General features: G+C 67.4%; 13 protein-coding genes. 8 read left to right on the forward strand and 5 right to left on the reverse strand.

Features of this window, described 5'->3' with window-relative positions; translation table 11 throughout:
* The first annotated feature begins 7 nt into the window (after positions 1-7).
* Entirely contained in the window at positions 8-280 is a 273-nt protein-coding gene (locus ABLE38_RS15435; protein WP_348975114.1) for a hypothetical protein, read from the forward strand.
* A 150-nt stretch (positions 281-430) separates the two neighbouring features.
* Here ABLE38_RS15435 and ABLE38_RS15440 read toward each other — a convergent pair whose 3' ends face one another.
* A complete protein-coding gene (locus tag ABLE38_RS15440) occupies positions 431-1,588 on the reverse strand; it encodes a GNAT family N-acetyltransferase (protein ID WP_348975115.1) in 1,158 nt (385 codons plus the stop codon).
* 152 nt (positions 1,589-1,740) lie between these two features.
* Between ABLE38_RS15440 and ABLE38_RS15445 the strand changes: the two genes are divergently transcribed.
* Entirely contained in the window at positions 1,741-2,844 is a 1,104-nt protein-coding gene (locus tag ABLE38_RS15445) for a fatty acid desaturase (protein ID WP_348975227.1), read from the forward strand.
* 106 nt (positions 2,845-2,950) lie between these two features.
* Here the strand turns inward: ABLE38_RS15445 and ABLE38_RS15450 are convergent, their stop codons facing one another.
* The 3 genes from ABLE38_RS15450 to lptF form a co-directional block, all read right to left on the reverse strand.
* Complete coding sequence (locus ABLE38_RS15450) at positions 2,951-3,304, reverse strand: endonuclease domain-containing protein (RefSeq protein WP_348975116.1); 354 nt, start codon at positions 3,302-3,304, stop codon at positions 2,951-2,953.
* Positions 3,305-3,370: 66 nt separating this feature from the next.
* Positions 3,371-4,468, reverse strand: coding sequence for an LPS export ABC transporter permease LptG (gene lptG / locus ABLE38_RS15455; protein WP_348975117.1), 1,098 nt, complete (start codon positions 4,466-4,468; stop codon positions 3,371-3,373).
* A complete protein-coding gene (gene lptF / locus ABLE38_RS15460; RefSeq protein WP_348975118.1) occupies positions 4,465-5,679 on the reverse strand; it encodes an LPS export ABC transporter permease LptF in 1,215 nt (404 codons plus the stop codon). Before lptF ends, lptG begins: the two co-directional genes overlap by 4 nt.
* A gap of 212 nt (positions 5,680-5,891) precedes the next feature.
* Here lptF and obgE point away from each other — a divergent pair, with 212 nt between their 5' ends.
* The 5 genes from obgE to ABLE38_RS15485 all read left to right on the forward strand — a co-directional run bounded on the left by obgE (position 5,892) and on the right by ABLE38_RS15485 (position 12,280).
* Entirely contained in the window at positions 5,892-6,941 is a 1,050-nt protein-coding gene (gene obgE / locus ABLE38_RS15465) for a GTPase ObgE (RefSeq protein WP_348975119.1), read from the forward strand.
* 482 nt (positions 6,942-7,423) lie between these two features.
* Entirely contained in the window at positions 7,424-8,530 is a 1,107-nt protein-coding gene (proB, locus tag ABLE38_RS15470) for a glutamate 5-kinase (RefSeq protein WP_348975120.1), read from the forward strand.
* Positions 8,531-8,648: 118 nt separating this feature from the next.
* A complete protein-coding gene (locus tag ABLE38_RS15475) occupies positions 8,649-9,554 on the forward strand; it encodes an NAD(P)H-binding protein (protein WP_348975121.1) in 906 nt (301 codons plus the stop codon).
* A gap of 122 nt (positions 9,555-9,676) precedes the next feature.
* Positions 9,677-10,657 carry a hypothetical protein gene (locus ABLE38_RS15480; protein ID WP_348975122.1) on the forward strand — a complete coding sequence of 327 codons (981 nt, stop codon included), beginning with the start codon at positions 9,677-9,679 and terminating at the stop codon, positions 10,655-10,657.
* 96 nt (positions 10,658-10,753) lie between these two features.
* Positions 10,754-12,280, forward strand: a complete 1,527-nt coding sequence (locus tag ABLE38_RS15485; protein ID WP_348975123.1) for an HAD family hydrolase — start codon at positions 10,754-10,756, stop codon at positions 12,278-12,280.
* Here the strand turns inward: ABLE38_RS15485 and ABLE38_RS15490 are convergent.
* Entirely contained in the window at positions 12,277-12,765 is a 489-nt protein-coding gene (locus ABLE38_RS15490; RefSeq protein ID WP_348975124.1) for an Lrp/AsnC family transcriptional regulator, read from the reverse strand. The two genes, ABLE38_RS15485 and ABLE38_RS15490, sit on opposite strands and share 4 nt — an antisense overlap.
* A gap of 89 nt (positions 12,766-12,854) precedes the next feature.
* Here ABLE38_RS15490 and ABLE38_RS15495 point away from each other — a divergent pair, with 89 nt between their 5' ends.
* Positions 12,855-13,808 carry a DMT family transporter gene (locus ABLE38_RS15495; RefSeq protein WP_348975125.1) on the forward strand — a complete coding sequence of 318 codons (954 nt, stop codon included), beginning with the start codon at positions 12,855-12,857 and terminating at the stop codon, positions 13,806-13,808.
* The last annotated feature ends 4 nt before the right edge of the window (positions 13,809-13,812 follow it).

Here is a 13,812-nt window from a genome sequence, read left to right on the forward strand (position 1 = left end):
TAAGGATATGAACAGCAAGCGCATCCAGTCCGCCGCCCTGGCATTTGCCGCCACCGTCACCCTGGTCGCGGGCGCAGTCGCGCCGGCCAGTGCAGCGGTCAACGATCCGTCCAAGCCTGCCGCCAAGCAGGAGAAGAGCGCGACGGCCGACGCCAAGAACGACAAGCGCCGCTACTGCGTCGAAGGCACGGTCACCGGCTCGCGCATCCCGAAGCGCGAATGCCACACCCGCGCCGAGTGGGTCGATCTGACCGGCAGCGACCCGACGCAGGAGCGCTGACACGCATCGAGGCACGCCCGCGCGGAATAGCTCCCCGCAACGGCAGCCCGCGGCGGCCTGGTAAGCGTTCGCCGCCGCGGGCATCGTGTCCCGGCCAGCCCCCGGCCGGCCGTGGCCCGCTCCTGGTCAGCAGGGGCGGGCCAATCGGCGTCAGAGCGGCTTCTGGTAGATCACATATTCGCGGTTGATCTTGGACTCGATCGCATCGGCGATGGCGTTCATGCCCTGGTTGTCGTCGAGCACCCAGCCGATCTCGCCGCGCTTGGCGCCATAGTTCGCTACCGCGGCGCGGCGGATATATTCGATCATCATGAAGGCCAGCTGGCTCGCCATGCGCGACGCCTGGAGCCGCTTGACCACGCCCATCAGCGGCACGCGCATCGTGTTCGCCCGGGGCCTGTGCAGCCACCACAGCAGCTTGGCCCAGCCGAACGGCAGCAGCGAACCGCCCAGCGGCTTCACGGCCTCGTTGAGGTCGGGCAGGGTGACCATGAACGCCACCGGCTCGCCGTCAAGCTCGGCGATCATGATCAGGTCCTCGAACACCAGCGGCTTCAGCTTCTTGCCGACATCGTCGATCTCGGGCTGGGTCAGCGGCACGAAGCCCCAATTGTCCGCCCAGGCATCGTTGAGGATCGACAGGATGATCGCCGCTTCCTCGGCGAACTTGGACTTGTTGACCTTGCGGATATGAATCCGCGAATTCTTCTCGCCGGCCGCCACGATGCGGTTGATCAGCGGCGGGAAGCCCTTGTCGACGGGAAGGTCGTAGGTGATCAGCGTCTTGGCCGGCTTGTAGCCTGCTGCCTCGATCCAGCCCTGATAATGCGCCGGGTGGTGGCCCATCAGCACGGTGGGGGAGTGGTCATGTCCCTTCACCAGCAGGCCGGGCTCTTCCCAGATCGACAGGCTCACCGGGCCGAGCGCCTTGGTCATGCCCTTGCCGCGCAGCCAGTCCTCGGCGGCGTTGATCAGCGCCTTGGCGGCGTTCTGGTCGGCGGCCTCGAACAGGCCCCAGAAGCCGGTGCCGGGGCCGAAGCCCTGCGCCGCCGGCTGCTCGAGCGCCAGGAAGTCGATATGCGCCGAAATGCGCCCCACCGGCTCGCCGTCGCGCTCGGCGAGGAAATACTGCGCCTCGGCATGGCTGAACCAGCCATTCTTCTTCGGGCTGATCGTCGAGGCGACCTCGTCGCGCAGCGGCGGCACCCAGTGCGGGTCCCCCGCGTTGAGCGTGTAGGCGATCTCGATGAACTGCTTGGTGTCGCGCTTGGAAGAGACGGGACGGATGCTGAGCGGGCCGGTGGGCAAGGGAGGACCCCTCCTATGGGTTTGATTCAGCGCAATGCAGTCCTTCGCCGAAGGCCCAGTGTCAAGCACGGCATTGCAGCGGCCGGGGCGCCACCTCCTAACCGCTGGAATGCCACCATAAAGCCACTATCTCTCGCCAAATGGCAGACATCATGACGAAATCGCTTGCCCTCAAGGTTCACGAAGACGCGCCGGTCACCACGCCGGCGGCTGCGCGTATCAAGCTGTCCGGCGTTCCCGACGATCGCGCGATGCTGCGCGCCGCGGCGGAGCTGACTCGCGACCTGCACGCGCCCAATCCGCGCATCTACTGGACGGACATGCTGCTCTCGGCCGGCATCGGCTATGGCGCGCTCGCCGCTGCGATCTTCGCGCCGAGCCTGCCGCTGGCGCTGCTCGCCGGCGTGGTCGCCGTGCTCGCGCTCTACCGCGCCAGCCTGTTCATCCACGAGATCACCCATCTCAAGCACTCGCTGCTGCCGAACTTCCGCCTCGCGTGGAACCTGCTCGTCGGCGTGCCGCTGCTGCTGCCGTCGTTCATGTACGAGGGCGTGCACACCATGCACCATGCCCGCACCCGCTACGGCACGATCGAGGATCCCGAATATCTGCCGCTCGCGCTGATGAAGCCGTGGACGCTGCCGATGTTCCTGCTCGTCTCGCTGCTGCTGCCGGTGGCGATGCTGGTCCGCTTCGGTGTGCTCACGCCGCTGTCGCTGGTCATTCCGCGCCTGCGCCGCCTCGTCGTCGCGAAATATTCGGGCCTGCAGATCAACCCCAAGTTCGAGCGCCGCGCGCCCGAGGGCGAGTTCCGCACCCAGTGGTACCTGCAGGAAGCTGGCGCCAGCATCTTCTCGATCGCGCTGCTCACCGCGGTGGCGACGGGCGTCGTGCCGCTGCGCGCCTTCGGCATCTATCTCGCGGTCGTCGCCGGTGCGGCGGTGATCAACCAGGTCCGCACCCTCGTCGCGCATCTCTGGGAGAATGACGGCGAGCCGCTGACCGTGACCGCGCAGTATCTCGACAGCGTCAACGTGCCGACGCCGGGCTTCTTCGCCTATATCTGGGCGCCGATCGGGCTGCGCTACCACGCGCTGCACCATCTGCTGCCGAGCCTGCCCTATCACGCGCTGAACGAGGCGCACCGTCGCATCTCGGGGGCGCTCGAAGAGGCGTCGTCCTATCACAATGCGAACTACCCCACGCTGCGCGGCCTGATGCACCGCCTCGCGCGCAGCACGATGGGCGCCCGCTAAGCTTTCCTGCGGGAGGGAAACAAGAAGGGCCGGGGAGCGATCCCCGGCCTTTTTGTTTCAGCCTCAAGGGGAGGGGGAGGGGGACCGCCGAAGGCGGTGGAGGAGGCTAGCCGCGGGCAGTTGCCTCGATATGGCGCAGGACAGCGTCCAAATCTCCGAGCACGTCCGCAGCCGGAATGCGAAGCGTTCGTACGCCGCGTAGCGTGAGCCAGGCATCGCGCTCGGCGTCCCGAGCAGGGCGATCCCCGTGCCCATGCGCCTCGCCGTCGACTTCGATCGCCAGACGGGCGGCATCGCAGTAAAAATCGAGCACATAGAGGCCGGCGGGATGCTGCCGTCTGAACTTGAGGCCGTCGGGGTGCTTGCGCAGTTCGCGCCATAGCAGCGCTTCCGGCAAGGACATCTCGCGGCGCAGGCGTTTCGCGCGCTGGATCGTCTTTGGCGGGCCGGAGACTTCCATGGCAAACCCCCTCCACCAGCCTGCGGCTGGTCCCCCTCCCCCTCCGGGGGAGGACTAGCGACGCCGCTACTCCTCCGTCCGCAACAACACCGCCTCGCCGATCATCAGGAACAGCAGGAACGGTGCCCAGGCGGCGAGGAAGGGCGGGTAGGCGCCGAGATTGCCCATCGCCAGCGCGAAATTGTCCGCGACGAAGTACAAGAACCCCAGCGCCATGCCGATCACGGCGCGGACGAACAGCTTGCCCGAGCGCGCCAGGCCGAAGCCGGCGACGGCGCCAAGCAGCGGCATCAGGATCGCCGAGAGCGGCCCGGAGAGCTTGTGCCACAGCGCGCCTTCCAGCGCGTCGGTCTGGCGGCCTGCCACCTTCAGGTCGGCGATCGCCTGGTAGAGCGGCATGAACCCCATCGAATCCGCATCGACATGGGCGAGGGTGAACTGGTCCGGCCGGATGTTGCGGCCGATCACCAGGCTGCCGACCTTGGCCTTCTGGCCGGTGGCGACGGTGAAGCGCTCGGCATTGTCCACGCGCCAGCCATTGCCGTCGCGCACGCCGTGCGGGGCGGTCAGGATGCCGGTCAGCGAGCGGTCCTGCCGCTCATAGACGGTGATGCCATAGAGCTGCGCCGCATTGCCGCGCCCGCGCACCTGCTGCACCTGGATCAGGTTGTTGTCGCCCTTCACCCACACATTGCTGCGGTCGCCGCGGTCGATCGGCAGCGGGGCGTAGGAGACCTTCTTCCACTGCTCGAGCGTCGCGGTGGAGCGCGTGACGATGCGGTCGTTGAACGCGAAGGAAATCGCCGCCACCGCGATGCCGGTCAGCAGCAGCGGCGCCAGGATCTGGTGCGCGGAAAGGCCCGATGCCTTCATCGCGGTCACTTCGCTGTTCTGGTTGAGCTGGAACAGCGTCAGGATCGAGCCGAGCAGCACCGAATAGGGCAGGAAGGTCGCCGCGATCTGCGGCGTGCGCAGGCCGACATAGCGCCAGATCTCGGCATCGCCATTGCCGGCATAGGCCAGCACCGCGCCGCTCTCGGTCAGCAGGTCGAGCGACTGGAGGATGAGCACCAGCGCGCCGAGGATCGAGAAGGTGCGCACCAGGAACATCTTCGCCATGTAGAGCGACATGGTGCGCGACGGGAAAAGGCCGGTCAGGATCATGCGGCGGCCCCATCGGCCAGATGCGGCTTGCGGCGGCGGCCCGGCACGAAGCGCAGGATCGCCTTGGTGAGCTTCTCGAACGCCTTCTCGAGCCCGCCGATCGGCTGGGCGCCGGGCACATAGGCGATCTGATAGTACATCCAGATCACCAGCGCCGCGAACAGCGAGAACGGGCCCCATAGCGCGATGATCGGATCGATCTTGCCGCCGCTGCCGAACGATTGCCCGAACTCGTTGATCTTGTGATAGGTCACGATCATCACGATCGACAGGAAGATGCCCAGCGCCGAGGTCGAGCGCTTGGGCGGCACGCCCAGCGCCACGGCGAGCAGCGGCAGCAGGAACATCGACGCGACTTCGGCCAGGCGGAAGTGGAAGGCCGCGCGGCTGGTCTCGCGATCCTCGACGCTCGACTTGGGGTTGCGGCCGATCACCGCGAGCTCGGGCAGGGTGCGCTCGATATTCTTGCCGCCGCGGGTGCGGAACTGCTCATATTTGGGCAGCGGGATCGGCAGATTGTGCGTGGTGAAGGTCAGCACGCGCGGCACCGGCGAGCCCTTGTCCTGGTGGACCAGCGTGCCGTTCTGCAGGCGGAAGATGATCACGTCCGGATCGTCGGAGCGCAGGAACTGGCCGCTCTGGGCCGTCACCGCCACCGGGGTGCCGTCCTTGGTCATCATCTGCACGAAGATGCCCGAGAGCTTGCGGCCCTCGTCCTTGCTCTCCTCGATGCGCAGCGTCATCTTCTGGCCGAAGCTGGTGAACTCGCCCACCTTGATCGAGGCGCCGAGCGCGCCCGAGCGCAGCTCGAAGCGCAGCTGCTCGTAATTGTAGCGCGAGGTCGGCTGGATGTAGCCGACGATGGCGAGGTTCAGGATCGCCAGCGCGAAGGCGTACATGTACGGCACCTTGAGCAGCCGCGTGTAGCTCATCCCCACGCCGCGCAGCACGTCGAGCTCGGACGAGGTGGCGAGGCGGCGGAAGGCGAGCAGGCAGCCCAGCATCAGGCCGATCGGAATGCCCAGGCCCAGATATTCGGGCAGCAGGTTGGCGAGCATCCGCCAGACGACGCTCACCGGCCCGCCCTCGGTCGCCACGAACTCGAACAGGCGCAGCATGCGGTCGAGCACCAGCAGCATCGCCGAGATCAGCAATGTGGAGATCAGCGGCACTGCGATCAGCCGCGCCAGGTAGCGATCGATCGAGTTCATCTGCGCGCGACGGTTGCCTTGTTCTCTCGCCGGCGCGTGCGGGGCGCCGCTTCAGTGAACCGCAAGCCTATACTCGCGGTTCCGTCGCGCGCCAGCAGGAAAGTTGCGCGACGTCGCGGAATGGGCGCGATTGCGCACCGTCGCGGCGCAGCGGCCGCGGCGCGCGCTGCAAATGGGGTGACGAAATTGCGACACTCGCTTATGGGGCGGCGATGCATTTCCTAGATCAGGCCAAGATTTTCGTCCGTTCCGGCTCGGGCGGCCCCGGCGCGGTGAGCTTCCGGCGCGAGAAGTTCATGGAATATGGCGGGCCCGACGGCGGCAATGGCGGCAAGGGCGGCGACATCATCTTCGAAGCGGTCGCCGGCCTCAACACGCTGATCGACTTCCGCTACACCCAGCATTTCCGGGCGCAGCGCGGCCATGGCGGCTCGGGCGCGAACCGCACCGGCGGCGGGGGCGACGATCTGGTCATCAAGGTGCCGATCGGCACCCAGGTACTCGCCGATGACGAGGAGCGCACGCTGCTGCTCGACCTCACCAAGGAGGGCGAGCGCGTCGTCTTCCTGCGCGGCGGCGATGGCGGCCGCGGCAATGCCAGCTACAAGACCAGCACCAACCGCGCGCCGCGGCAGCACGGCACCGGCTGGCCGAACGAGGAAGCCTATGTCTGGCTGCGCCTCAAGCTGCTCGCCGATGCCGGGTTGGTCGGCCTGCCCAATGCCGGCAAGTCGACCTTCATCAACCAGGTGACCAACGCCCAGGCCAAGGTCGGCGCCTATGCCTTCACCACCACGCGCCCGCAGCTCGGCGTGGTCCGCCACAAGATGCAGGAATTCGTCGTCGCCGACATTCCTGGCCTGATCGAAGGCGCCGCGGAGGGGGCGGGCATCGGCGACCGGTTCCTCGGCCATATCGAGCGCTGCCGCGTGCTGCTCCACCTGGTCGACGCCAACGATGCCGACGTGGCCGAGAGCTACCGCATCGTGCAGTCCGAGCTCGAGAATTACGGCGCTGGCCTCACCGACAAGCCGGTGATCGTCGCGCTCAACAAGATCGACACGCTCGACGACGAGCTGATCGCGGCGCTCTCCGCCGAGCTCGAGGAAGCCAGCGGACATCCCGTGATTCCGATTTCGGGCGCCAGCGGCGTCGGCGTCGACTGGGTGCTCGACCAGCTGCTCGAAGCGATCGGCAGTGACCACGGCAAGGTCGACGAGGACGACGAGGGCGAGGAAGCGATAGAGTGGTCGCCGGTCTGACCTGAAAATCCTCTCCCGGAGGGGGAGGGGGACCGCCGAAGGCGGTGGAGGGGGCTAGCCGCGAGCGAACTCGACGATGTGGCGCGTGACCGCGCCATATCCTCAAGAACTCCTCGCGCCGGCAATCGAAGCGCCCGCTCGCGCCAGAGTAAGGCTTCCGGCAGCGACATCTCGTGCCGCAGTCGCTTCGCAAGTTTGATCGTTCCTAGCGGGCCGGTGACCTCCACGGCAAACCCCCTCAACCAGCCTGCGGCTGGTCCCCCTCCTCCTCCTCCGGGGGAGGATCGGATACTGCGCTCGCCCGGCGGCTGTGCAATTGCCTCCGGACCCAGCTTGATCCGACTTGGGCAAATCATTTGGCGGACCTGCACGCTGGCTCTCACCCAGCTCGCCCACCGCATGGCTGGTGATTTAGCAGCGCTTTGCGGCGCCCCAAGCATATCCGCGTTGGCGCTCTCGCTATCCCGCGCTAACGCCTCCTGATGTCGCTCTTCCCGCCCGCATCCTGCCCGCGCATCGTCGTCAAGATCGGTTCGGCCCTGCTGGTCGATCCGGACGGCAGCGTGCGCCGTGGCTGGCTGGAGGGCATCGCCGCCGATATCGCCGCGCGGGTGCGCGAGGGGCAGCAGGTCGCGGTGGTCTCCTCGGGCGCGATCGCGCTGGGGGCCCGCCGGCTCAAGCTCGCCAAGGGCGGCCGTGCCAGCCTGGAGGATGCGCAGGCAGCCGCTGCTACCGGCCAGATCGAGCTGAGCCGCGTCTGGGCCGATGTCCTCGGTGCCAACGGCCTCACCGCCGCACAGATGCTCGTCACGCTCGGTGACCTCGAAGACCGCCGCCGTTACCTCAACGCCGCCGCCACGCTCGATCGGCTGCTCGGCCTCGGCGTCGTGCCGGTGCTCAACGAGAACGACAGCGTCGCCACCGAGGAAATCCGCTTCGGCGACAACGACCGCCTCGCCGCGCGCGTCGCCCAGGCGGCGGGGGCGGGGGGCGTCGTCCTGCTCTCCGATATCGACGGGCTGTACGACCGCAACCCCGCGCTTCCCGGCGCGCAGCACATCGCCAGGGTCGAGCGGATCGACGGCGCGATCGAGGCGATGGCCGACAAGGGCAGCGCCTCCGGCATGGGCTCGGGCGGTATGGTCTCGAAGATCGCCGCCGCGCGCATCGCCAATGCCGCGGGCGCGCATCTCGCCATCGCCTCGGGCCGGGTCGCGCATCCGCTTGCCGCCGAAGCGCGTAACACGCTGTTCGTGGCGGAGAAGTCCGCCCCCGCCCGCAAGGCTTGGCTGGCCGGCGGCATCACCGCGCACGGCACGATCCATGTCGATGCCGGCGCGGCCAGGGCGCTGGGGCAGGGCCGCAGCCTGCTCGCCGCCGGCGCTACTCGCGTCGAGGGCGAGTTCGCCCGCGGCGACCTGGTCGTGATCGCCGGGCCGGACGGCAAGCCGCTCGCCCGCGGCCTCGCCGAATATCCCGCGGAAGACGCCGCCCGCATCCTTGGTCGCCGGGGCGAGGAGCAGGCGGAGCTGCTCGGCTACGCCCCGCGCTCGACACTCGTCCACCGCAGCCATATGGCGCTGCTGTAATGGCCGCTTCCCTTTCTGTTTCCTTTTCCCCGGCGAAGGCCGTGGCCCAGCCTCAGCGTCCCAGACTGAAAGTCTGGGCCTCGGCCTCCGCCGGGGAAAGAAGAGGGGAGGTCGGCTGATGGCGACGATCGCGCTAACCGGCGGCACCGGCTTTGTCGGCACCCGCCTGATCGCCCTCGCGCTCGAGGCGGGTCACCAGGTCCGCGCGCTCACGCGCCGCCCGCAGGCCGAGCGGGCGAACATCACCTGGGTGCAGGGCGACTTGAACAACACCCAGGCGCTCGCCGAGCTGTGCGAAGGTGCCGATGCGGTGATCCACGTCGCCGGCGTGGTCAACGCGCCTGACAAGGCCGGCTTTGCCGCCGGCAATATCGACGGCACGCGCAACATGCTGGAGGCCGCCAAGGCGAAGGGCGTGCGCCGCTTCGTCCATGTCTCCTCGCTCGCGGCCCGCGAGCCCGAACTCTCCGCCTATGGCTGGTCCAAGGCCGAGGGCGACAAGCTCGTGATGGCCTCGGGGCTCGACTGGGCGATGGTCCGCCCGCCGGCGATCTACGGCCCCGGCGACCTCGAGATGCTCGAGCTGTTCAAGCTGGCGAAAAAGGGCCTCGCGCTGATGCCGCGCGGCGGCCGCATCTCGCTGATCGAGGTCGGCGATCTCGGCCGGCTCCTGCTCGCGCTCGCCACCACCGATGGCTGCAACCAGATCCTCGACGCTGACGACGGCACGGCGGGCGGCTGGAGTCACAAGCAGTTCGCCGAGGCGATCGGCGCGGCGCTCGGCAAGCGCGTCGCCAGCTTTGCGCTCCCGCGCCCGCTGCTGATGGCCGGCGCGCATCTCGATCGGCTGGTCCGCGGCAAGAACGCCAAGCTCACGCCCGACCGCGTCGCCTATTTCTGCCACCAGGACTGGGTGATCGATTCCACCAGGCGCCCGCCCGCCAATCTCTGGACGCCCCAGGTCGAAACCGATGCCGGCCTCGCGGCCACCGCCGCCTGGTATCGCGCGCAGGGGCTTCTATAGTTTCGGCGCACGGGAAGTGAAGTAAGGCTATAGATAGTTATATATCCATTTCAGTTCATTTCAGGAATAGCTACTGTTCATGATAATATTCGCCTTGTCGATTGGACGACTCGGGGGATGTCATGAAAAATTCATCGCAAGTTATTGTTGCATGTGGTTTTCTTGCTATTGGTGGGCTGGGGAGTACGGCAGCGCAGGCGCAGGCTAGCAGGACCTGGGTGTCCGGAGTTGGCGACGACGCCAATCCCTGCAGCCGGACTGCGCCGTGCAAGACGTTTGCGGGCGCAATTTCGAAGACGGCGACCGGGGGCGAGATCAACTGCCTGGATTCGGGTGGCTTTGGTACCCTGACCATCACCAAGTCGATTACGATTCTCTGCGACGGCGTGGTCGGCGGCGTCCTTGCCTCTGGAACCAACGGCATCAACATCAACGATGGTGGCGCGGGTACTGCGCGCGTGTTTCTGCGCGGGCTGGAGATCAACGGGTTCGGCACGGGCCTGGTGGGCATCAACTTTGTTTCGGGCGCCTCACTGGTGGTCGAGGATGTGGCGATCTTCGGCTTCAACAGCGGCAGCGCAACGGGTATCCGCTTCGCGCCGACCACAGCCGCGCAGCTTCAGGTAAACGGCGTCACGACAACGGGGAACGGCACCACGGGCACGGGCGGTGGCGTCGTCATCCAGCCGAGCGGCGGCGGGGCAGTCCGCGCTTCGTTCCGCAATCTCAATTCGAACGCCAATACAAATGCCGGGCTGATGCTCGACACGGGCTCGTCCACTGCGGCCTCGGGCATCAACGTCAACATCACGAGCAGTATATTCTCCGGCAACAATTCCGGTATCGTCTCGAACGGCACGGGCACCTTCTCGACGATGATCATCAGCGGATCGAGCGTGAACAGCAACAGTGGCACCGGTATCGTTTCGAGCGGCTTCAGCTCGACTGTCCTTGTCGGCACCACCACCATTTCGGGCAATGGGCTGGGAGTCGGCGGCAGCTCGGCCCTCTACAGCTCGGGCAACAATCAGCTTGACGGCAACCCGAACTATGCAGCGCCCAACAACGGCAGCTTCACAGCGCCCGTACAGCCACCGCAATAAGCCGCGAAGCGGACGGAGCGGTCCGACGACCGCTCCGTCCATTTGCGTCCTAAAAGGGAAGGAGACGCACGCATCGCGCATGCGCTGAGGACGCGCATGCTCAAGCTCATCATCTGGGACCTCGACGACACGCTCTGGGCCGGCACGCTCGCCGATGGCGATGCCGTGCAGCTCCACCAGCACCGCGCCGAGCTGGTCCGCGCCTTCAACGCGCGCGGGATCGTCTCCTCGATCTGCTCGAAGAACGATCGGGCCACCGCCCAGGCGAAGCTGACCGAGCTCGGCCTGTGGGACGCGTTCGTCTTCCCCCACATCGCCTTCACCCCCAAGCCCGAGGCGATCCGTGCGATCCTCGCGGACATGCAGCTGCGCGCGCCCGACGTCCTCTTCGTCGACGACAACCCGCTCAACCTGCGCGAAGTCGCCCACGCGATCCCCGACCTCCAGCTGCTCGACATCACGCAGCCGGGCGCCGACGACCATCTCGCCGGCCTGCTCGCGACCACTCCGCCGGGCAAGAGCCGCGTCGAGCGCTACCGCATGCTCGAGCGCCGCAAGGCCGATCGCGCCGCGCTGCCCGCGCTGTCCAATCATGATTTCCTGCGCAGCTGCGGGATCCACGCCACCGCGCCCTATCTCATGGACAATCTCGACTTCGCGCCGCGCATCGCCGACTTGGTCAACCGCTCGAACCAGCTCAACTATACCGGCTCGCGCGTCGAGCAGGCGCAGCTCGAGGCCGACATCATCGATGTCGTCGCCTATGACAGCTGGTCGATCTTCGCCTGGGACGCCTATGGCCGCCACGGCCTGGTCGGCTTCGTCATGGTCGATCGTGCCGCCGGGCGCTTCGTCCATTTCACTTTCTCGTGCCGGATCATGCACATGGGCGTGGAAGCGTATGCGCTGTCCAAGGTCCGTGAGAAGTGGCCGGATATCGACACCGGCAGCTGGGATTTCGACCGCACCGATCCCGACTGGATCGCCGACAGCGATTTCAACGATCCCGCGGTCCGCGCCACGATCCTCGCCGAGCAGGCGCCGCAGTTGATGCCCGATCCGGCGATCCGCATCCTGTTCGACTGCCAGTCCGGCGGCATCGCGCATTTCAGCCGTTTCCGTCCCGCGATCGAGTTCGATCACCATCCGCGCGTCTTCGCGATGCGGATGATGGACGATGGCAGCTGGCAGGACCAAAGCTTCCCGCCCTTCCTCGTCTATGGCGCCGCGGTCGATTATCTCGACAATCGCTGGGGCGAGCGCTGGCCGCTGGTCGATATCGGCCTCTACCAGACCTGCGTCGTCCGCACGCTGATCATGCTGCTCGAGCAGGATCGCCGCATGCTCGTCGTCCTCCCGCCCGAGGACGCGCCGGCGGACAAGTACCGCGCCGGCCTCAACCTCACGCCCGAGCGCTGTCGTCGCCTCAACGCGATCTGGCGCCAGGCCGCGCGCGAGAATCCCGAGCGTCTCTGGATACTCGACATCGCCGATATCGCCGGCGCGGACGAGATGGCCGACGTCACCCATCTCCATGCCGGCCTGCTCCGCAAGATTGCCGGCCAGGTCGATTGCTGGATCGACGCGGTCGCGCTGGGTGGAGGCGCGCGCGAGGCAGCCTAGGGGATGATGACGTCGGTCCCCGCCTTCACCCGGTCGAGCGCGATCAGCGAGCGATAGCTGGCGATAAACGCATTCTCCGAGAACAGCCGCTTGGTCAGCGCCGAATAGGCCCGCATGTCCGAGGTGACGATCACCAGCATGAAGCTCACGCCGCCGGTAACGTAATAGCATTGCTGCACCTCGGCGGTGTCGAGGAACAGCTGCCGCGCCTGCTCCACCGTCGGCGCGCGCTCGTCGATCAATTGCACCTCGACGATCGAGGTGATGGTAAGCGGCACCGCGTCGGGATCGACGATCGCCACGTTGCGCGCGATCACGCCCGACGCCTCGATCGCGGCGATCCGCCTTTGCACTGCCGCCGCCGAAAGGCTCACCGCCTCGCCGATCTTTCGCTGCGGCAGCTTGTTGTCCGCCTGCACGAGTCGCAGGATCGCGCGGTCGAAGCGGTCGAGGTCGCGCGGGGCTTTGTTGAGCGGATCGGGCATGCGCCGGGTTTTTGTTGCATTCGGCCTGCCAATCAAGAGCGCCTGGCTCGCATAAGTGATGATATTCCCCGCCGTGGAAGGGGAATGACATGCCGCAGGACCGCCGATCGCTGGCGCTGGGCGTCCTGTGCGGCGCCGCTGCCGGTGCGCTCTGGGGCCTGGTGTTCCTCGCGCCCGAGTTCGCCCGCGCCTTTAGTCCGCTCGAGCTGACCATCGGCCGCTACCTCGCTTATGGCCTGCTCTCCGCCGCACTGCTCGCGCCGCGCTGGCGCCGCGTCTTCGCGCACCTCCACGCCGCCGAATGGCGCGCGCTGCTCTGGCTCGGGCTCGCCGGCAACACGCTCTATTATGTTCTGCTCGCCAGCGCGGTGCAGCTCGGCGGCGCGGCGATGACCTCGCTGGTGATCGGCTTCCTCCCCGTGCTGGTGACCATCGCCGGCAGCCGCGCCCAGGGGGCGGTGCCGCTCGCCCGGCTCGCGCCTTCGCTACTGCTCTGCGCGGCCGGCGCGGCGTGCATTGGCGGCCAGGCGCTGTTCCTGCCCTCGACGCGCCCGGTGGCTGCCCAGCTCGCGGGCTTCGCCTGCGCGCTTGGCGCGCTCGCGTCCTGGGGAGCCTTCGCGATCGGCAACAGCCATATGCTCGCCCGGGTCAGGGCCATCTCCGCGCATGACTGGAGCCTGTTGATCGGCATCGTCACCGGGGCGCAGAGCCTCGCGCTGATCCCGCTCGCGCTGCTGCTCGGCACCGCGCACCACGGGCCCATGGACTGGGCGCTGTTCGCCGCGGTCTCGATCGGCGTCGCGCTGTTCGCCTCGGTGATCGGCAACGCGCTGTGGAACCGGATGAGCCGCCTGTTGCCGCTTACGCTCGCCGGGCAGATGATCACCTTCGAGACACTGTTCGCGCTGCTCTACGCCTTCGCCTGGGAGGGCAGGGGCCCGACGCTACTCGAAGCGGCGGCGTTCGCGCTGGTGGTGGCGAGCGTGGTGACCTGCCTCGCGGCGCATCGGCGGCCTGCAAATCCCTCTCCCGCGAAGCGGTAGAGGG

Source organism: Sphingomonas sp. KR3-1 (assembly GCF_040049295.1).
GTDB lineage: Bacteria > Pseudomonadota > Alphaproteobacteria > Sphingomonadales > Sphingomonadaceae > Sphingomonas.

Excerpts from the sequence above, each read along its gene's own strand:
- ABLE38_RS15435 (WP_348975114.1), top strand. The coding sequence starts at position 8 with ATGAACAGCAAGCGCATCCAGTCCGCCGCCCTGGCATTTGCCGCCACC.
- ABLE38_RS15445 (WP_348975227.1), top strand. The coding sequence starts at position 1,741 with ATGACGAAATCGCTTGCCCTCAAGGTTCACGAAGACGCGCCGGTCACC.
- ABLE38_RS15450 (WP_348975116.1), bottom strand. The coding sequence starts at position 3,304 with ATGGAAGTCTCCGGCCCGCCAAAGACGATCCAGCGCGCGAAACGCCTG.
- lptG (WP_348975117.1), bottom strand. The coding sequence starts at position 4,468 with ATGATCCTGACCGGCCTTTTCCCGTCGCGCACCATGTCGCTCTACATG.
- lptF (WP_348975118.1), bottom strand. The coding sequence starts at position 5,679 with ATGAACTCGATCGATCGCTACCTGGCGCGGCTGATCGCAGTGCCGCTG.
- obgE (WP_348975119.1), top strand. The coding sequence starts at position 5,892 with ATGCATTTCCTAGATCAGGCCAAGATTTTCGTCCGTTCCGGCTCGGGC.
- proB (WP_348975120.1), top strand. The coding sequence starts at position 7,424 with ATGTCGCTCTTCCCGCCCGCATCCTGCCCGCGCATCGTCGTCAAGATC.
- ABLE38_RS15475 (WP_348975121.1), top strand. The coding sequence starts at position 8,649 with ATGGCGACGATCGCGCTAACCGGCGGCACCGGCTTTGTCGGCACCCGC.
- ABLE38_RS15480 (WP_348975122.1), top strand. The coding sequence starts at position 9,677 with ATGAAAAATTCATCGCAAGTTATTGTTGCATGTGGTTTTCTTGCTATT.
- ABLE38_RS15485 (WP_348975123.1), top strand. The coding sequence starts at position 10,754 with ATGCTCAAGCTCATCATCTGGGACCTCGACGACACGCTCTGGGCCGGC.
- ABLE38_RS15490 (WP_348975124.1), bottom strand. The coding sequence starts at position 12,765 with ATGCCCGATCCGCTCAACAAAGCCCCGCGCGACCTCGACCGCTTCGAC.
- ABLE38_RS15495 (WP_348975125.1), top strand. The coding sequence starts at position 12,855 with ATGCCGCAGGACCGCCGATCGCTGGCGCTGGGCGTCCTGTGCGGCGCC.